Genomic DNA, 17,357 nt, shown 5'->3' on the forward strand with positions numbered 1-17,357 from the left:
TTTTCCGGCGCGGCGTCAGGAGTCGAAATGTCCGTCACGCACCGCCCTGTCCGCCGCCTGCGGCCCCATTCCGAGGAACTGTTCGACGACGACCTGACCGTGGAGCAAGGGCTTGAGATCGTGATCGACGACGTGCCCTACGCCATGACCATGCGCATGCCGGGCGAGGATCACGATCTGGCGCTTGGGTTCTGCTTCACCGAGGGGCTGATCTGCGGCCCCGAGGAAATGGAGGGCATGGAGCACTGCGCCGGGAGCATGGGCGAGGGCCGCATCTTCGTGCGCCTTGCGCGCGGCGGCAAGGACAGGGCCGAGCGGCTGGCCCGGCAGCGTGGGCAGGTCAGCAAGTCGAGTTGCGGTCTGTGCGGCAAGGGCAGCCTGGCCGAGGTCCATGCCGACATCGCGCCCGTGACGCGCACGACGCCTTTTACGGCCCAGGCGTTGTGGGATCTGCGGGAGAAGGTGCTTGGCCTGCAGGAGGTCTTCGCGCTGACCGGCTCCACGCACAGCGCGGCCGTGGCCGATGCCTCGGGCGAGGTCTTGGCCTTCGCCGAGGACATCGGCCGCCACAACGCCCTGGACAAGGCCATCGGCAAGACGCTGCGCCTGGGGCTTAGGGAACGCGCCCACACCGTGCTCGTCTCCTCGCGCTTGTCCTACGAGATGGTGCTCAAGGCGGGCATGCTCGGGGCCGAGGTGCTGGCCGGGCAGTCCGCGCCCACGAGCCTAGCCGTGGATTTTGGCGGGAAACTCGGCATGACCGTGATCGGCTTTCTGGAACGCGCGCGGATGAACGTCTACACCCGGCCCGAGCGGGTGCTGCACGAGCCGAAAGCCGGATAGGGAAGCGTCCCTGATCCGGCTTTCGCGACAACGCGGCAGATGGGATTTTTGGGGCGGCCTGTCATCCGCCTCGGCCGAAGTCGCGCAGCATACGGCTGATCTTGAGCATGCAGTCGCCGCCGGCCTTCACATCGCCCTTGGCCACGGCACGGACGAAGCGCGCCTGCACGTCGCCGTTGCCGCTCAGGCTCTCGATGAAGATGGCCCCGACCTGCTGCACGAAGATGGTGTTGCGGCCCGAGGTGGGTGGCCGCTTGGGGTCGTAGAAGGCCATCAGACTCACGCGCGGGCTGTCCAGGGGATTGGCGTAAGCACTGCCCTTGATGGATTTGGTGGAGCTATCCCAGTATGCGCCAGCGTCCTGGGCGATGAGGTCGCTGATGCCCTGCTTGACCGGCCCCATGGAGTTGCCGGGCTCGATCTGCAATTCGTCCTCGATCTGTACGACCACGGAATTGCTGGCGGTGCAACCCGCGATGTTGCTGCGAAGTTCCGAGCCGCCGGTGACGGGTGTCCCCTTGTTTTTGGGCGGAAAGTTCACCAGGTTGTAGAAGCTGGGCACGAAGGCATCGTGCGGATCGCCGGGCTTGAGCAGGATCTGCGTGCCCGCGTCGGCGTCGTTGTAGCCGGGCGCGACGATGGAGGCCATCTCGCAGGCGCTGGCCGGATCGAGCTTGCCGTTGTTGCGCTTTTTGGAATCGGGGTCGCAGGTGTCGTCCCAGGTGAACTTGGCCGGGATGCTGAAAGGCTTGAGGCAGGCGCTTTCGCACACGCCAACGATGCCCGCCCGCGCCGAGGCTGAGACGTCGGCCGTGGGCGTGCCGATAACCCCGGCCAGGAAGAGTTGCAGCGGATTGCCGCGCGCGGCCTCGAACCCGGCCGTGACCTCGATCTGGTTGGGCATGGAGAGGCAGGGCACGCCGTCGCACAGAAAGCCCACGTCCGTATTGGTGATGGCCTTGGTGGGCTGCTCTTCGCTCAGCAGATTCGCACGGCCGAAGGTCAGGGATGCGTCGCGCACGGCCGAAAGGTCCGATCCCTTGGCCAAGAGCGTGCCCGCACCCGCCAACGCTCCGGCGTCGGCCGCAGTCTGAAGGCGGCTGCGATTGTACTGCATCCAGCCTACGTCCACGGCCAGGGCCGAAAGACCGACAATGGCCGCCAGGGAAAGCCCAAGGAAGATGGCCGCGATGCCGCGTTCGTCCGAATGCAGTCGGCGTATAAAACGCGCGAGCGAAGTAGTCTTTCTCATTCCTGCCTCGCTTCGGCCCGGGCAGTGAGGCCGTTCGGTATGAAGATGTCCACCGGGAAGAGCGAGAACCCGGTCAGGTTGTAGTTCAACTCCACGCGCACTCCGGTGCCGTGGCCGCCCGGTTTGCTCACCAGGGCGGTGTTCACGGAAAGCCTGGTCACGTCGAGCCCGGCAGCCTCGGCCGAGGCCAGGGCGACCGGCGTGGCGTCGCCGCCGCGGCTGGCCGTGACCACGGCCTCGCGGGCCGTACGGGTCAGGATGTTGCCGGTGTGGATCAGGCGTGAGACGTCGATGGTCCCGATGAACATGGGAAAGACCAGCAGCGCCATGGTGATGGCGAATTCGGTGGAGATGCCGCCTCGCTCTCCCTCGAGCAGTCTGCGTATGCGATCGCGCATGGCTGCCCCCTACCGTTCGTGGATCATGACCGAAGTGGCGGTCACGGCGTCGATTTTGAAGATGTCGGCGAAGACCGCGATCAGGGTGATGAAGTCGAAATTCACGCTGACCTTGACCGAGACCGGTTCAAGGGGAACGCGCGGCCCGATTTCGATCTTCGGGATCTCGCTCACTCCGCCGTTCACGAGATGCTGCGCGATGGTGGTATTGATTTCCGACTCGCTGACGTCCGCCAGAATGGCCAGCCGCGCGCCCTCCACGGCGGCTGCCGTGACCGAGCTCTGCGTCCAGTAGAGGCGGCTGAAGTCGATCACGCCCATGAGAATGAGAAGGAAGAGCGGCAGGAGCAGCGCCGTCTCCACGGCGGCGTAGCCGCTCTCGCCGGTTTGCCCCTTGCGGGCTCTGATGCGGTGCATGAATTGCCTGATCACGATACGCTCCCCCGGCTCGTGGCCGTACAATGGGGAAGCAAGGTTTGGACCAAACTTGTCCTAATATCTTTAGGTCTGTGAATTCATTGTGTTGCGATATTAAATGGAAACGAATAGCAGGGGTTTTCTGTCCACGCTTCGTGACCCGATCCATGAATCGTGGAGGGCGGCGAATGCCGTGCGCGCTGCATGCGGAGAAGTCGCCCGCGACTGGCGGCAAGGGAGGGCGCGCAGACTGTTCAAAAAGCGGCCGGATGCAAGGCGCAAGAAAGCGCCGGGGCCGACGCGTATCAAAACATGCGCGAGGACCCGGCGCTTTCGCGGCAACGCGGCAGACGGTACTTTCGGGGCAGTCTGCTAGCAGACCCACTCGTCGTCGGCGGCGATGGGCGCAAAACCCCGGCGCATGGTGTTTTCGGTCACGCAGCGCGGGTCCATGAACTGGAGCAGGTAGTCCGGGCCGCCTGCCTTGGAGCCAACGCCCGACATCTTGAAGCCGCCGAAGGGCTGCCGGTAGACCAGCGCGCCGGTGTTGTTGCGGTTGAGATAGAGGTTGCCTACGCGGAATTCCTTCTTGGCTTTCTCCAGATGGCGCGGACTGCGTGAGAACACGCCGCCCGTGAGCGCGAAGCGGGTGGAGTTGGCAATGGCGATGGCCTGATCGAAGTCTTTGGCCTTCATCACCGCGAGCACCGGGCCGAATATCTCCTCCTGCGCGATGCGGTGGTGCGGCTCGATGCCCTCCACGATGGTCAGGGGCGCGTAGCAGCCCTTGTCCGGCACCTCGCGCTCGACCAGGATGCGGCCTTCCTTGCGCGCGATCTCGATGTATTCGCGCACGTTGCGCTGCTGCGAGAGGTCGGCCACCGGCCCCATGTAGTTGGAGGGATCCTCGGAGGGACCGATCTTCACGGACTTGGCGGCCTCGACGAGGCGCTCGATGAAACGCTCGTAGATCGGTTCGACCACGATGACCCGCGAACAGGCCGAGCACTTCTGGCCCTGGAAGCCGAAGGCCGAGTACATGACGTGCAGCACGGCCTCGTCGAGGTCGGCGTCGTCGTCCACGATGATGGCGTTCTTGCCGCCCATCTCCGCGATGACCCGCTTGCACTGCTCCTGGCCGGGCCTGACCACGGCGGCCTTCTCCTGGATGCGCAGACCGACTTCCACCGAACCGGTGAAGGCGATGACGCTGATCTTCGGATGTTCGACGAGGTAGTCGCCCATGACCCGCGAGCGGCCGGGGCAGAAGTTGAAGACGCCGTCGGGCAGCCCGGCCTGCCTGAAAATGTCCACCATGCCGTGACCGATGATGGAGGAGATGGAGGCGGGCTTGTAGATCACCGGGTTACCGGTGACGATGGCCGCGCTGACCATGCCCAGGGAGATGGCCAAGGGGAAGTTCCAGGGCGCGATGACTGCGGCTATGCCTTTGGGCTGGTAGAAAAGGTGGTTCAACTCGCCCGGCGCGTTGCCCATGCGGCGGGGTTTGCCCAGGCGAATCATCTCGCGGGCGTAGTATTCCAGGAAGTCGATGGCTTCGGTCACGTCGTGGTAGGCTTGGTCCCACTGCTTGCCGACTTCGAGCACCTGGATCGCGGAAAGCTCGAAGATGCGTGCGCGGCAGATGGCGGCGGCCTTGAGCAGCACGGCCGCGCGGTCCTCGGGAGCGGTGTCGCGCCAGGCGGGGAAGGCACGCTCGGCCGCCGCGATGGCATCGTCCACCTCGCCCGTGCCAGCCTGGCAGACATGGCCCAGGATTTCGTCCGGGTCGGCCGGGTTGTAGGAGGCGATGGTGTCGGAGGTCGTGACATCGCGGCCGCCGATGAACAGCGGATAGGTGGCGCCGGCCTTGGAGCGGACCGTGGCGATGGCCGCGACGAAGGAGTCGCGCGCGGCCTTGATGGTGAAGTCGATGTTGGGGTCGTTGCGGAAGGGCGGCAGGCCGCCGGGGGCCTCGCGCGGCGCGGGATGGGTGCGCGGCGAGCAGGCCAGGGCGCGCTTGAGTGTGGCCTCGGGATTCTCCAGGAGCTTTTCCGCGTCCACGTTGTCCGCAAAACCCTGGCGAAGGAACGACTCGTTGGCCGTGTTCTCCAGCAGGCGGCGCACCAGATAGGCCATGCCCGGCAGAAGCTCGCCGTAGGGGCAGTAGAGGCGCACGCGGCCAGCCACGTTCTTCAGGCCCTTGCGCACGGGTTCGGCCATGCCGAAAAGCACCTGAAACTCATAGCGGTCCTCGGAGACGCCAAGCGCCCGGGCGTATTCCATGACCGCGCTGATGCTGCGGATGTTGTGCGAGGCGCACTGGTAGTACACGAGGTCACTGTTTTCCAGGATGACCTTGGAGCAGCGCTCGAAGGCGATGTCCGATTCGGCCTTGTTGGTCCACACGGGAACGGGCCAGCCCGACTGCATGGCGATGACCGTCTCGAAGTCCCAATACGCGCCCTTGACCAGGCGCAGGCCGAAGGGCAGCTTCTCGGCCCGGCTCCAGGCGATGAGTCCGGCGAGGTCGTCGTCCACGCTCTTCAGGTAGGCCTGCAGCACCACGGAGAGGTGCGGCCAGTGGCGGAACTCGGGATCGGCGCGCAGCCTTTTGAAGAGTTCGATGGTCGCTTCCTTGTACTTGAGCTGCTCCATGTCGATGCACATGGCCCCGCCCATGGCCACGATCTTCTTGTAGATCGGACGGATGCGTTTAAGCATGCCCGCCACGGTGCCCTCGACGTCCACGGCTTTGGACTGGGAATAGAAGGCCGAGGGCTTGACCGAGACGTTGACCTTGGGCGCGTGCTCCCAGTCCAGGTCGCCCGAGGTGCCAAGCGCCTTCCAGGAACGCTGTTCCGCGGCGAGGGCGTCGAGCACCTCCAGGTAGCCGTTCATGTACTCGTCGGCCTCGATCTCGGAGACCGTGGCCTCGCCCAGAAAGTCCACGGTGAAGGTGAAGCCGTCCTTGCGCAATTTATTCAGCGACTTGACCGCTTCCTTGGTGTTCTGGCCGATGATGAATTGCTTGGCCATGCCCTCGATGTTGGTGCGGATGATCTTGCCCATGGCCTTGGCGGCCAGGCCGCCGAGCAGGCCGGACTTCTCGGCGCCCCACTTGAGGACCGGCGGAATCTCGCCCGCGCCTTCGCCCGCGAAGTACTCGTCGATGTGGCGTTGCAGGGACTCCGAGGTGTTCAGGTAGGGCAGAACGTCCACGAAGCGGAAGAGCTGGACCTTGAAATCCTCGTGCTTCATGGCCCAGTCCATGACCTTGCCGGTCCAAAAGCCCTTGTTGAAGACGCTCGGGGCCTCGCCCGAGATGGAGGCGAAGAATTCCTTGCCCCGGGCGATGATCTTCGGATCAACCTGCTGCATGTCCATGAGGCGCGTGCTCCTTGGTCGGTTAGTCTTCGGGTGGCGCGGCGAGCGGGATGGACGCCGTCTCCTTGATGGTGCGAAGGACGATGGTGGAGTTGGTGTCGCGCACGCCGGGTATCTTGCCGATACGTTGCAGGAACTCGGCCAGGGCCTCGGTGTCGCCTACGCGGACCTTGACGAGGTAGGCGGCCTGCCCGGCGGTGTAGTGGGTCTCCAGGACCTCGGGCAGCGCGGCCAGCTTCTGGCCGGTGTCCATGGTGCCCACGCCTTCCTCTACGTGGACGAAGGTGAAGGCGGTGAGTCCGAGGCCTGCGGCCTTGGGGTTCACGCGCGCCTCGTAGCGTTCGATCACGCCGCGCCGTTCGAGCTTTCGGATGCGCTCCAGCACTGCCGAGGGGGCCATGCCGATGGTCCGGGCGATCTCCGCGTTGGGCACTCGGGCATTGTTGCGAAGGATATTCAGGATTTTGCGGTCAACTGCATCGATCATGCTGAATGCTCCGTTCAAAGTGAATGTTATTCGTTATGCCACCGAAAAGTCAAGACTCCTCGTCGTCTCCGTCTGGTCCTGGCGCGGCAAGGCCAAATGCTTTGGGCGTTTTCTCCGTCTAGGAGCCGGTTTCGCCGAATGGCTTGAGAAGCCAGGAATGGCAAGGGTTTTCCGGTCATGCCAGGGGCTTTCTCCCCGGACTTTCGCCGGGTCGGCGACGAGTGTTCGAAAAAAATGGTCAAACGCCCTCAAGTGTTCTGCCTCATGTCCGATACAAAGAGCAACTTCTTGTTTTACGTGCTGCTCTCATCGTTTGCCGGGTGAATGGGGTTTTCCCGGCGGACAACCCAAGAAACGGCGGGCACGGCCCGCCGTTTCAATTCATAAGCAGGGAAGAGCGGGCGGCCCGTGGCCGTGAGGGAAAAGCCCGGAACCTTGCGCGTGGCGACGCGAAGGTTCCGGGCTTTTAGCGCCGCGCGCGGAGCGGATGGGCGTCCGGGTTGCCTCGGTTCGGAGTCGGAAAAGCTATTTGTTGAAGATCTTGTCGATCTTCTGGCCCAGGGTGTCGGCCGTGAAGGGCTTGACGATGTAGTTGGAGACTTTGGCCTGCACGGCCTCGATGATGTTCTCCTGCTGCGCCTCGGCCGTGACCATCAGGAACGGCAGGTCTGCGAATTCCTCACTGGCTCTCACCTTGCGCAGGAGATCGATGCCCGTCATCTTGGGCATGTTCCAGTCCGAGACGATGAAGTCCGCGCCCTGGCTGTTTAGTATTTCCCAGGCCGTGGTGCCGTCGTCGGCCTCCACGACGTTGGTGAAGCCGAGTTGCTTGAGGATGTTGCGCACGATGCGGCGCATGGTGGAAAAATCGTCCACCACGAGCACCCGCATATTCTTATTGTAGGACATGATACCCCTCCTGGCGAATTGCCCCGGCCCAAAGCCTCGGGGGAGCCTGGGCGGAACGCTTGGTGCTCTTAGCCTGAACCGAAGGGATTGTCACTATCGTATGGCATGTATCCATTGTGCGCAATTTTGCCGCCAGGCAGTCACGCAGGAAGGCTCCGCTTGCCACGATACATTTCCCGATCCGCCTCGGCCAGAAGTTCTTCCAGGGTCTGGCCGGGCGCGAAGGTGGCCATGCCCACCGAGGCGCTGAGTCGAAGGTTTGTGCGCCGACCGGTGCATGCGGCCACGTCGAGCGCCGCGATCTCGGCCTTGAGCCGTCCGGCCAGGGCCAGGGCCTCCTCGGGTGAGGCGTCGGGCATGAACACGGCGAACTCGTCGCCGCCCATGCGTACGAAAATGTCGTAGGCCCTGACGGCTTCTCGGATGCGCGCGGCCACCTCGCGCAGTACCTTGTCGCCCGCGTCGTGTCCCAGTGCGTCGTTGACTGGTTTGAAGCGGTCCAGATCCAGATAGACCAGGGCCAGAGGCATGTCCTTGCGCTCGGCCAGGGCCAGCAGGCGTGGCGCGTGGCGGTTCAGGTAGAGCCGGTTGTGGGCCGAGGTCAGGGGATCGATGACGGCCTCGCGCAAAAGCTGTTCGTGGTCGCGCAGCGTGACCAAGGTGTGGGCGAAGAGGTCGCAGAAGTGGTCCAGGAAATCCGTGGCCTTGTCGATGCTGAAGCGGTCGGCGGACGTGTCGTGCAGGGCGATGACGCCGATGTGCGTGCCCGGCGCGTACTTGTTGGGCAGCGGGTGCAGGTAACACGAGCCTTCGGGCGCGGGAAAGGCGCGGCCAAGGAACACGTCCAGGCGCGGCGCGCAGGCGCATGCACCCAAAAACGAGCCGTTCCCGTGGCCGGGCAGTTCCGCTTGGGCCTGGAAAAGCTCGGCTGCGGGCAGGGTGGTCACGCCGTGGGGCACGAACTCGCCGAACATCTCTTGCGAGAGCACGAGGCGCACGCGGCCCATGTCCAGGCGCAGGCGAATCCCGTCCAGCACTTCAGACAGATCGGAGAGGCTGGTCATGGTCTGCACGTACTCGATGCAGTGGCGGAATTTTTCGAACGTCTCCAGGGTGGCGCGATAAAGCTCCGTCATTTCGCGCATGGCTCCCTGGAGCCGGAAGAATTGATCAACCCGTATCTGCCCTGCCATGCGGCGGTTGTATAACCCCAGGGGCGCAAGAGCAAGGTCGCTCGCACAGGCCACGCCAAAAGTCCCATCGGATATGTCTTGATATGTGTCGGACCCGGCGCTTTCTTGCGCCTTGCATCTAGAACTTTTTGGGCGTCCTGCGAAGCCGGGTTTGTCAACCGTCTCACGCGTTCGCCATGCGAACGGGCTTGCGCGTCGAAAGGTGGGCGGGCATAACGAGGCATGCGCGTCGTCATCCTTCTCATGGTAACGCTGCTGGCGCTTGGCTGCGCGGCCAAGGTAGCCGTTCCCGACGCGGTCGATGACCCGCGCGCCGAGCCAGTGCGCGACCTCGTGCTTTTCCCGCAGAATCCGCTGGCCTATCTGGACATGCCGGGCAAGGCCGAGGCCTTGATCGCGCCCGAACGTCACGAGGAGCGGTTCGCCGAATTCCGGGAGCGCTTCTTCGCGCCCTGGGCGCGCGAGCGTCCGGCGCACGGCGCGGCCGAGGCCCTGTGGGGCTTTTCGGCCCACGCCGGGCGAAACGTCTGGGGCCAGGATCTGCGCAGGCGGCCGCCCGAATGGATTCGAAATCTCGCAGACACGGCCCTGGCCGGGGATTACCCGAACCTCGGCCGCCCGGCCGTGGCGCTGACGCGGCTCGACATGCGCGTGCTGCCCACTGCGGCCCCGGTCTTCGGCAACCCCGAACTGCCCGGCCAGGGCTTCCCCTTCGACCTGAACCAGAATTCGGCGGCCCACGCGGGCACGCCGCTCTTCGTCTCGCACGTCACGGCGGACGGCTGGATGCTGGTGGAGACCTCGTTCGCGGCCGGGTTCGTGCCCGCGCGCGACATCGCTTTCGTGGATCAGGCCTTCATGGACGCTTGGCGGGCCTTGCCCCTGGCCGCGCTGCTGCGCGAGGGCGAGCCGCTGCGCCTGGACGATGGCCGTGTCGCGGGCGTCTCGCGTATCGGCATGGTCCTGCCGCTGGCCAAAGGGTCGGACGGCCCGCGCCTGCTCCTGCCCGTGGCCGATCCCTCGGGCATGGCCGCGCTCTTGCGGATCAAGGCCGCGCCGGGACTTGCCGAGCCCTTGCCCCGGCCGCTCACGCCCCTGCAAGCGGCGGCAACGGCCGCCGAACTGACGGGCGCGCCCTACGGCTGGGGCGGGCTGTACGGCGAGCGCGACTGCTCGTCGCTTCTCCAGGACATTTTTGCCTCCTTCGGGCTTTGGCTGCCGCGAAACTCGCGCCAGCAGGCCGTGTTCGGCCGCTCCATCGCGCTTGCTGGGCTTTTGGACGACGAGAAAGCCGCCCTGATCCGTGAGCACGGCAAGCCGTTTCAGACCATCCTGGCCATGCCCGGCCACGTGGTGCTCTATCTGGGCCAGTGGCGCGGCCAGGCGGCCGTGCTGCACGCGGTGTGGGGGCTTCGCACGGGCGAGGGCGAACGGCGCGGAAGACTCGTCATCGGCCGTACGGTCATCACGGGCCTTGCCCCGGGCAGCGAGCACCCCGATCTTTCCAGGGAAGACGGCAAGCTCATCTCGCGTCTCACGGCCATGACCTTCGTGGAGTAGGCCGCAAGGACTTTTGCGCCCTCAGGCGTCGGCGCAGGAGATGGCCGGGGTGTCGCGGTGCGGCACGAGCAGTACCGGGCAGGGCGACTTTTCCAGGATCGTCATGCCCGTGTAGTCGATGCGCGCAAGCTTCCTGCGATGGCAGCCCATGACGATGAGGTCGAATTCCCTCTCGCGCGCCAGGCGGCAGATCTCCATGGCGGGGTCGGCGGGGCGGCAGTCGAAAGTCGCCTCCACGTCGGCCAGGGCGTCGCCGTGCTCGCGCGCGAACCGCTCCTCGGCCTCGGTGCAGGCCAGTTCGCAGGAGTCGTCGTCAGGCGCGAGATTCATGAGCTTGTAGTCCAGGGCGTGGAAGATGTGCAGCTTGGCCATGTGATGCCGGGCGAGCCCCGCGGCCATGGCCAGGGCGTCGCGGCCCGCGTCGCTGAAGGCGAAGGCGACAAGGATGGATCGGTACATGGGGACCTCCCGCGCGGCGCGCTTTGGGGTTCCCGAATACCATATCACATCTTCGCGTCCGGGCAAGGTCATGCGAACCGCATCCCGTCCGCCGCGCGGCATCGCGGCGACGACGCAAAATTTCTCCTCCCGGCGCAGCCATCGCCCTCCCGTAGCTGGTCGCGGCCGAGGGAGAACTGGAAACCGGCCTAGAATCCGTTCTGCCCGAACCTGTTCTCGGCCAGGAAGAGGAACATTTCGTGGCGCTTCTTGTAGGGCGGGAACTTGAAGAAGGCCGAGCCCGACACAAGCACGTCCACCCCGGCCTCCACCAAGTCGGCCGCGTTCTCGGGCGTGACGCCGCCGTCCACTTGGATCAGCGTCTTGGCCCCGGCCGCGTCGATCATGGCGCGAAGCTCGCGGATCTTGTCCATGACGAAGGGGATGAACATCTGGCCGCCGAAGCCGGGGTTCACGCTCATGAGCAGCACCATGTAGCATTGCGGCAGCACGTACTTGATGGATTCGAGCGGCGTGGCCGGGTTGAGGGCCACGGCGGGCTTGGCCCCCAGGTCCTCGATGAGCGTCAGGGTGCGCTCCAGGTGCGTGGTGGCCTCGGCGTGCACGCAGACCAGATCCGCGCCCGCGTCGATGAAGTCCTTCACGTAGCGCTCGGGCTTCTCCACCATCAGGTGGCAGTCGAAGAAGAGCTTGCTGTTCTTGCGCAGGGCCTGCACCACCAGGGGGCCGATGGTGATGTTGGGCACGAACATGCCGTCCATGACGTCGATGTGCGCCCACTTGATGCCCGCCTCTTCAAGGGCGGCCATCTCCTCGCCCAGGCGGGAGAAGTCGGCGGAAAGCAGCGACGGCGAAAGTATGATTTCACGGCCCATCAGTCGTTCTCCTCGCGGTGCATCTTGAAATCGACCTTGATCTTGAACATCTTCTCGGCGGGCAGGTTCAGGATGGGAATGCCGGTCTTGGCGGTGATTCCCCGAAGCTTGCGGGAGACCTCCTGCTCGCTTTCGCCGATGTAGGTGAACCAGACGTTGAAGGCGTGCCGCCTGAGGTAGTTGTGGGTCACGCCCACGTGACGGTTGACCTCGGCGGTGAAGGCGTCGAGCCTGTCCTCGGGCACGCGCGCGGCGCACAGGGTGGAGTGCCAGCCGAGCTTGCGCGACTGGAAGTTCGCGCCCATGCGCCGGATCACGCCCGCACCCTTCAGCGCCCGCACCCTGGCCAAGGTCTCGGCCTCGGTCAGCCCGAGCCGCTCGCCGAGTTCCTCGTAGGGCCGCTCACTGAGCGGAAACCCGGACTGGATGATGTCCAGAAGCTTCTTGTCGAGATCGTCCATGATTGCCCCGTCGTTCATATGTGGGCGTGATGCGGCCGGTCGTCCGGGTCGCTGCCGGTCCGGCCGCATTCTCAAGCCGCTATTTTCCGCCGCCCTTTCGGGGCGTGTGGGAGCAAAGCGGCTCCTCGGCCAGGTAGTCGCCGCGCATGGTGGCCGCGCGGGCGCGGCAGCCGCCGCACACGCGCTCGTACTCGCAGGAACCGCACTTGCCGGTGTAGGTCTTTGGGTCGCGCAGGTTCAGGAACTGCCGCGAGGCGCGCCAGACCTGAGGGAAGGGCGTCTGTTTCACCTGACCGCAGTCCAGTTCCAGGTAGCCGCAGGGCTGCACCTGGCCGGTGTGGCTGATGAAGCAGAAGCCCACGCCACCCAGGCAGCCGCGCGACACGGCGTCGAGCCCGAAGTTCTCGAAGGTCACGGGCGTGCCGTCCTCCTTGGCGCGTTGGCGCAGGATGCGGTGGTAGTGCGGCGCGCAGGTGGCCTTGAGCTGCATGGTGGTGGTCTTGCGGAAGTCGTAGAACCAGTTGAGCACGTTCTCGTACTCCTCGGCCGAGATGACCTCCGCGCCGAGCTGGGCCGCACGGCCCGTGGGCACGAGCAGGAAGATGTGCCAGGCGGCCGCGCCCACGCGCTCGGCAAGCTGGAAGATATCCTTGAAGGAGCCGAGGTTGCCGCGCGTGACCGTGGTGTTGATCTGAAACTCCAGGCCCACGCTCTTGAAGTGCTCTATGGCGTTCAGCACGCCCTGAAACGAGCCCTCGACTCCCCGGAATTCGTCGTGCGTGGCTGCGTCGGGGCCGTCCACGGAGAGCGAGCAGCGTTCGATCCCGGCTTCGACCATCTTGCGTGCGATCTCGGCCGTGACCAGGGTGCCGTTCGGGGCCATGACGCAGCGAAGGCCTTTGGATTTGGCGTGGGCCACGAGCTCGAAGATGTCGTGGCGCATGAGCGGCTCGCCGCCGGTGAAGATGATGATGGGGTTGCCCACGTCGGGAAAGGTGTCGATGAGCGCCTTGGCCTCGTCCGTGGAGAGCTCGCCCGGATAGGGCTCCAGGTGCGCCTCGGCCCGGCAGTGCTTGCAGGCCAGGTTGCACGAGCGCGTGACTTCCCAGGCGATGAGGCGGCAGACGGGCGAGCCGTCCTCCAGAGTGGCCGTTGGCCCGTGCGCGCCGCGCGGCCCCTGGCCGCCGTGTCCGATGTTGCCGGGATGGCCTCCGGGATGCCCCTCGGACTTGCCGCCAGGATGGTTGGCTGGATGCTTTCCCGGATGCGCGGCCGGGTGTCCCGAGGGATGGCCCGAAGCCTGGACCGGGGTCCTTTCGTGTGAGCGTTCGTTCATGTGTTCCGTCTATCCAATGGCCGGAAGAAGTTCTTCCGCGAAGTAGGTCAGAATCAGCGAGGCCCCGGCGCGCTTGATGCCCGTGAGGCTTTCCAGGGCCACGGCCCGGCCGTCCACCCAGCCGCGCTCGGCGGCCGCCTTGATGAGCGCGTATTCGCCGCTGACCTGGTAGGCCGCCAGGGGCGCGTCGAAGGCCTCGCGCAGGTCGCGGATGACGTCCAGGTAAGGCCCGGCGGGCTTGACCATCAGAATGTCCGCGCCCTCGGCGAGGTCGGCCTCGGCCTCGCGCAGGGCCTCGCGCCGGTTGGCCGGGTCCATCTGGTGGGTCTTTCTGTCGCCGAACTTCGGCGTGCCCTCGGCCGCCTCGCGAAACGGCCCGTAAAAGGCCGAGGCGTACTTGACCGCGTAGGACATCAGCGGCAGGTCGGTGAAGCCTTCGGCGTCCAGCGCCGTGCGGATGGCGGCCACGCGGCCGTCCATCATGTCCGAGGGGGCGACCATGTCCGCGCCCGCGCGCGCGTGCGAAAGCGCCGTTTGCGCCAGAAGCGCGAGGGTTGGGTCGTTCTCGATGCGCTCGCCGTCCACCAGGCCGCAGTGCCCGTGCGAGGTGTACTCGCACAGGCAGACATCGGTGATCACGCACAGCTCGGGGAACTCGCGCTTGAGCGCACGCACGGCGTCTTGCACGATGCCGTTCTCGGCGTAGGCCTGGCTGCCCTTCGGATCCTTCTCTTTAGGGATGCCGAAGAGGATGCAGGCGGCAAGCCCGTTTTTCACCGCGCCCTCTGCCTGGCGCAGAAGCTGCGGGATGCTCAATTGGTATTGCCCCGGCATGGAGCCGATGGCCTTTTTGTAGTCCGCGTCGTCCGTCTCGAAGACGAACCAGGGCTGGATCAGGTCCTGCGGCCTGAGTTCTGTTTCGGCCACCAGCCGCCTGACCTGCGGCGACATGCGCAGCCGCCGTCCCCGGAAGAAGTCCATGTCCGCGCTCCTTCTCGTTTCCCGGCCTAACGGGCGCAGGCCTGGGGTTCGGACGGGGCAGCCTCGTCGGGACGGCACACGGGCTCGCCCGCGATCTCCTCGTCGGTCAGGTAGCAGGCCGGGTCCTCGGCCCATACGTCGCCGTAGACGGCCTCGGCGCGCGCGCGGAAGTTGCCGCCGCAGATGTTCAGGAAGCGGCAGGTGGCGCAGCGGCCCTTGACGTGCGGGCGCTTGTCCTTGAGCTTGTGCAGAAGCTCGATTTCCGGATCGGTCCAGATCTCCGAGAAGGGGCGTTCGAGTACGTTGCCGAAGGTGTGGTTGCGCCAGAACTGATCGGCGTGCACCGAGCCGTCCCAGGAGATGCAGCCGATGCCCCGGCCCGTGGAGTTGCCCTCGTTCCAGGAGAGAAGCTCCAGCACCTCGGCGGCCCTCTTCGGGTCCTCGCGCAGGAGCCTGAGCCAGACCAGGGGGCCGTCCGCGTGGTTGTCCACGGTCAGGACTTCCTTCTCCTTGCCGCGCTCGAAAAGCTCGCGCGTGTGGTCGATGATCTGGTGCACCACGGCGCGGGTCTGGGCGTGGTCCAAGTCCTCGGCGATCATCTCCGAGCCCCGGCCCGCGTAGACCAAGTGGTAGAAGCAGATGCGCGGCACTTCGAGGTCTTCGAGGAGCCTGAAGAGCACGGGCACCTCGCCCGCGTTGTGGCGGTTGATGGTGAAGCGAAGCCCCACCTTCAGCCCCTCGGCCTGACAGTTCTCGATGCCCTGGATGGCGCGGCGGAACGAGCCGGGCACGGCGCGGAACTTGTCGTGCACTTCCTCGCCGCCGTCCATGGAGATGCCCACGTAGGACAGGCCCACGGCCTTGAGTTCCCGGGCCTTTTCCTTGGTGATCAGGGTGCCGTTGGTGGAGATGACCGCGCGCATGCCCTTGCCGGTGGCGTAGCTGGCCAGTTCGGTCAGGTCGCGCCTGGCCAGGGGCTCGCCGCCGGAAAAGAGCATGACCGGCGCGCCGAAGGCGGCGAGGTCGTCGATCATGACCTTGGCCTGCTCGGTGGAGATGGGGTCCGCGCCCTTGTCCTCTTCCACGGCCTTGGCGTAGCAATGGATGCATTTGAGGTTGCAGCGCCGGGTCATGTTCCAGACCACGACGGGCTTCTTGTCTTTGGAGAACTGCAGCAGATGAGAGGGCAGTTTGCCCGAATGGCGTCCGTAACGCAGGGCGTCGGACGGCTCGACCGTGCCGCAGTAGAGTTTGGAAATGCCGATCACGTGAGACCTCCGGGTGAGATGCGAAGCCTGCGGGCTACCACAATTCGGTCCGCCTGAACAGCCCTCGCGGGGTATCGATTCCGGGGCCGGATGTACTCGGCCGCCGCCTGCTTTTCTCAGGTCAGTATAAGCTCCCTGTTCGCAAGGGCAAGGCATGATAGGGCCGCGTCCGCGCGGGACCGTTATGCCGTTGTCGTGGATTCGGCGCGCAGCCGTAACGCGGCGCGGCTAGAAGTGGCCGAATCCACAACCGGACGTGCCCGTGATCAAACCCCGTTCGCCCCTCTCGCCGCTCGCAGCCATCGGCCGTCTGGCCAGGGGCCGCCTGCCCGGTCAGGTCGTCATCCAGTTCACCGAGCGCTGCAACGCGGCCTGCGTCCAGTGCGGCATGCGTCGCGGCAACGAGTTCGCGCGCTGCACCCTTGACGTCGAAGCGACCCGCCGCCTGCTGGACGTGTTGGCCGCGCGCGGCGTCGTTTCGGTCTCCTTCACCGGCGGCGAGCCGCTGCTCCACCTCGACGAGGTCTGCGCCCTGGCCGCGCACGCCCGCGCGGCGGGCATCCCCTTCACGCGCACGGGAACCAACGGATTTCTTTTCATGGGCGCGGACAAGCCAGGGTTTGCGCGCCGCGTCCACGCCCTGGCGGAAAAGCTCGTCGCGGCGGGGCTTTACACCTTCTGGGTCAGCCTCGATTCAGCCGACCCCGCCATCCACGAGGCCAACCGGGGGCTGCCCGGCATGGTCAGGGGCCTTGAGAAGGCCCTGCCGATTTTTCACGAGCACGGACTGCACCCGGCCGTGAACCTGGGGCTCAATCGTTTGACCGGCGGGCAGCGCCTGCCCGCCATCGATCCTGAGCGGCCAGAGACGCGCGAGGCGTTCGCCGCCCAGGCGCGTCTGGCGCTGCACCGTTTCTATCTGCGTGTACTGGACCTGGGTTTTTCCATCGTCAACGCCTGCTACCCCATGAGCGGTGAGGACGCGGGCGCGGTCTACCAGGCCACGAGCCGCGACGACGTCATCTCTTTCAGCCGGGCCGAAAAGCATGAACTTTTCGCCGCGCTTTACGACGTGGTCCCGCGCTACCGCCACCGTTTGCGCGTCTTCACGCCCAAAAGCGCGCTCTTGGCCTTGATGCGCGAGACGGCCGGTGAAGGCGGCCCTGCGGCCAACGCCTGCCGGGGCGGCGTCGATTTCTTTTTCGTGGACGCGAAGGGCATGCGCGCCTTCCCCTGCGGCTACAGGGGCGGGGAGGATCTGGGACCGGCCTTGGAACTCGACCCTGCGCACATCACGCCTTCGGCCGCCTGCCGCGCCTGCGAGTGGGAGTGCTTCCGCGACCCCTCGGAGATGGCCGGGCCGCTCCTCGACCTGTTCCGAAGACCCCTTGCGCTCGCCGGGCGGCTGGCGGGCGATCGCGCGTTCATGCGCGAGTGGCTGACCGATCTTGCCTACTACCGCGCTTGCGGTTGGTTCGACGCCCGCATTCCCCCAGACCGCGAGGCGCTTGCCCGCTTCGCGCCCGCATGA

General features: G+C 65.8%; 16 protein-coding genes. 3 read left to right on the forward strand and 13 right to left on the reverse strand.

Features of this window, described 5'->3' with window-relative positions; genetic code table 11:
* Nucleotides 1–27: 27 nt before the first annotated feature.
* Nucleotides 28–843 carry a formate dehydrogenase accessory sulfurtransferase FdhD gene (fdhD, locus tag DSAT_RS12470; protein WP_020887886.1) on the forward strand — a complete coding sequence of 272 codons (816 nt, stop codon included), beginning with the start codon at nt 28–30 and terminating at the stop codon, nt 841–843.
* A gap of 61 nt (nt 844–904) precedes the next feature.
* Here fdhD and DSAT_RS12475 read toward each other — a convergent pair whose 3' ends face one another.
* The 7 genes from DSAT_RS12475 to DSAT_RS14975 form a co-directional block, all read right to left on the reverse strand.
* The gene (locus tag DSAT_RS12475) at nt 905–2,095 is read right to left on the reverse strand and encodes a TadE/TadG family type IV pilus assembly protein (protein WP_020887887.1); all 1,191 of its coding nucleotides are present in this window, start codon (nt 2,093–2,095) and stop codon (nt 905–907) included.
* The gene (locus DSAT_RS12480; RefSeq protein WP_020887888.1) at nt 2,092–2,493 is read right to left on the reverse strand and encodes a TadE/TadG family type IV pilus assembly protein; all 402 of its coding nucleotides are present in this window, start codon (nt 2,491–2,493) and stop codon (nt 2,092–2,094) included. Before DSAT_RS12480 ends, DSAT_RS12475 begins: the two co-directional genes overlap by 4 nt.
* 9 nt (nt 2,494–2,502) lie before the next feature.
* Entirely contained in the window at nt 2,503–2,925 is a 423-nt protein-coding gene (locus tag DSAT_RS12485) for a TadE/TadG family type IV pilus assembly protein (protein ID WP_152490321.1), read from the reverse strand.
* A gap of 357 nt (nt 2,926–3,282) precedes the next feature.
* On the reverse strand, nt 3,283–6,297 hold the full coding sequence (pruA, locus tag DSAT_RS12490; protein ID WP_020887890.1) for an L-glutamate gamma-semialdehyde dehydrogenase: 3,015 nt from the start codon (nt 6,295–6,297) through the stop codon (nt 3,283–3,285).
* Between the two features lie 22 nt (nt 6,298–6,319).
* A complete protein-coding gene (locus tag DSAT_RS12495) occupies nt 6,320–6,784 on the reverse strand; it encodes an Lrp/AsnC family transcriptional regulator (RefSeq protein ID WP_020887891.1) in 465 nt (154 codons plus the stop codon).
* A gap of 525 nt (nt 6,785–7,309) precedes the next feature.
* Nucleotides 7,310–7,693, reverse strand: coding sequence for a chemotaxis response regulator CheY (locus DSAT_RS12500; RefSeq protein ID WP_020887892.1), 384 nt, complete (start codon nt 7,691–7,693; stop codon nt 7,310–7,312).
* A 140-nt stretch (nt 7,694–7,833) separates the two neighbouring features.
* Nucleotides 7,834–8,838, reverse strand: coding sequence for a GGDEF domain-containing protein (locus DSAT_RS14975; RefSeq protein ID WP_020887893.1), 1,005 nt, complete (start codon nt 8,836–8,838; stop codon nt 7,834–7,836).
* A gap of 270 nt (nt 8,839–9,108) precedes the next feature.
* Between DSAT_RS14975 and DSAT_RS12510 the strand changes: the two genes are divergently transcribed.
* Nucleotides 9,109–10,446, forward strand: coding sequence for an NlpC/P60 family N-terminal domain-containing protein (locus DSAT_RS12510; protein ID WP_020887894.1), 1,338 nt, complete (start codon nt 9,109–9,111; stop codon nt 10,444–10,446).
* Nucleotides 10,447–10,467: 21 nt separating this feature from the next.
* Here DSAT_RS12510 and DSAT_RS12515 read toward each other — a convergent pair whose 3' ends face one another.
* The 6 genes from DSAT_RS12515 to ahbC all read right to left on the reverse strand — a co-directional run bounded on the left by DSAT_RS12515 (nt 10,468) and on the right by ahbC (nt 15,826).
* Nucleotides 10,468–10,905 (reverse strand): universal stress protein, encoded by a 438-nt coding sequence (locus DSAT_RS12515; RefSeq protein WP_020887895.1) that lies wholly within the window; start codon nt 10,903–10,905, stop codon nt 10,468–10,470.
* A gap of 188 nt (nt 10,906–11,093) precedes the next feature.
* A complete protein-coding gene (gene rpe, locus DSAT_RS12520; protein ID WP_020887896.1) occupies nt 11,094–11,780 on the reverse strand; it encodes a ribulose-phosphate 3-epimerase in 687 nt (228 codons plus the stop codon).
* Nucleotides 11,780–12,241 carry a siroheme decarboxylase subunit alpha gene (ahbA, locus tag DSAT_RS12525; protein ID WP_020887897.1) on the reverse strand — a complete coding sequence of 154 codons (462 nt, stop codon included), beginning with the start codon at nt 12,239–12,241 and terminating at the stop codon, nt 11,780–11,782. The genes rpe and ahbA overlap by 1 nt, the downstream gene beginning before the upstream one ends.
* A gap of 79 nt (nt 12,242–12,320) precedes the next feature.
* The gene (ahbD, locus tag DSAT_RS12530) at nt 12,321–13,577 is read right to left on the reverse strand and encodes a heme b synthase (RefSeq protein ID WP_020887898.1); all 1,257 of its coding nucleotides are present in this window, start codon (nt 13,575–13,577) and stop codon (nt 12,321–12,323) included.
* Between the two features lie 9 nt (nt 13,578–13,586).
* Nucleotides 13,587–14,558, reverse strand: a complete 972-nt coding sequence (gene hemB / locus DSAT_RS12535) for a porphobilinogen synthase (RefSeq protein WP_020887899.1) — start codon at nt 14,556–14,558, stop codon at nt 13,587–13,589.
* A 26-nt stretch (nt 14,559–14,584) separates the two neighbouring features.
* Nucleotides 14,585–15,826 carry a 12,18-didecarboxysiroheme deacetylase gene (gene ahbC / locus DSAT_RS12540; protein WP_020887900.1) on the reverse strand — a complete coding sequence of 414 codons (1,242 nt, stop codon included), beginning with the start codon at nt 15,824–15,826 and terminating at the stop codon, nt 14,585–14,587.
* A 262-nt stretch (nt 15,827–16,088) separates the two neighbouring features.
* Here ahbC and DSAT_RS12545 point away from each other — a divergent pair, with 262 nt between their 5' ends.
* Nucleotides 16,089–17,357: a radical SAM protein gene (locus DSAT_RS12545; protein WP_020887901.1), complete on the forward strand. Its 1,269-nt coding sequence runs from the start codon at nt 16,089–16,091 to the stop codon at nt 17,355–17,357.

Source organism: Alkalidesulfovibrio alkalitolerans DSM 16529, assembly GCF_000422245.1.
In the GTDB taxonomy this organism is placed as follows: Bacteria; Desulfobacterota; Desulfovibrionia; order Desulfovibrionales; family Desulfovibrionaceae; genus Alkalidesulfovibrio; species Alkalidesulfovibrio alkalitolerans.

Coding starts and splice junctions, on each gene's coding strand:
- ahbD (WP_020887898.1), bottom strand. CDS start 13,577: ATGAACGAACGCTCACACGAAAGGACCCCGGTCCAGGCTTCGGGCCAT.
- DSAT_RS12515 (WP_020887895.1), bottom strand. CDS start 10,905: ATGTACCGATCCATCCTTGTCGCCTTCGCCTTCAGCGACGCGGGCCGC.
- fdhD (WP_020887886.1), top strand. CDS start 28: ATGTCCGTCACGCACCGCCCTGTCCGCCGCCTGCGGCCCCATTCCGAG.
- DSAT_RS12475 (WP_020887887.1), bottom strand. CDS start 2,095: ATGAGAAAGACTACTTCGCTCGCGCGTTTTATACGCCGACTGCATTCG.
- DSAT_RS12495 (WP_020887891.1), bottom strand. CDS start 6,784: ATGATCGATGCAGTTGACCGCAAAATCCTGAATATCCTTCGCAACAAT.
- rpe (WP_020887896.1), bottom strand. CDS start 11,780: ATGGGCCGTGAAATCATACTTTCGCCGTCGCTGCTTTCCGCCGACTTC.
- ahbA (WP_020887897.1), bottom strand. CDS start 12,241: ATGGACGATCTCGACAAGAAGCTTCTGGACATCATCCAGTCCGGGTTT.
- pruA (WP_020887890.1), bottom strand. CDS start 6,297: ATGGACATGCAGCAGGTTGATCCGAAGATCATCGCCCGGGGCAAGGAA.
- DSAT_RS12480 (WP_020887888.1), bottom strand. CDS start 2,493: ATGCGCGATCGCATACGCAGACTGCTCGAGGGAGAGCGAGGCGGCATC.
- DSAT_RS12510 (WP_020887894.1), top strand. CDS start 9,109: ATGCGCGTCGTCATCCTTCTCATGGTAACGCTGCTGGCGCTTGGCTGC.
- DSAT_RS12500 (WP_020887892.1), bottom strand. CDS start 7,693: ATGTCCTACAATAAGAATATGCGGGTGCTCGTGGTGGACGATTTTTCC.
- hemB (WP_020887899.1), bottom strand. CDS start 14,558: ATGGACTTCTTCCGGGGACGGCGGCTGCGCATGTCGCCGCAGGTCAGG.
- DSAT_RS14975 (WP_020887893.1), bottom strand. CDS start 8,838: ATGCGCGAAATGACGGAGCTTTATCGCGCCACCCTGGAGACGTTCGAA.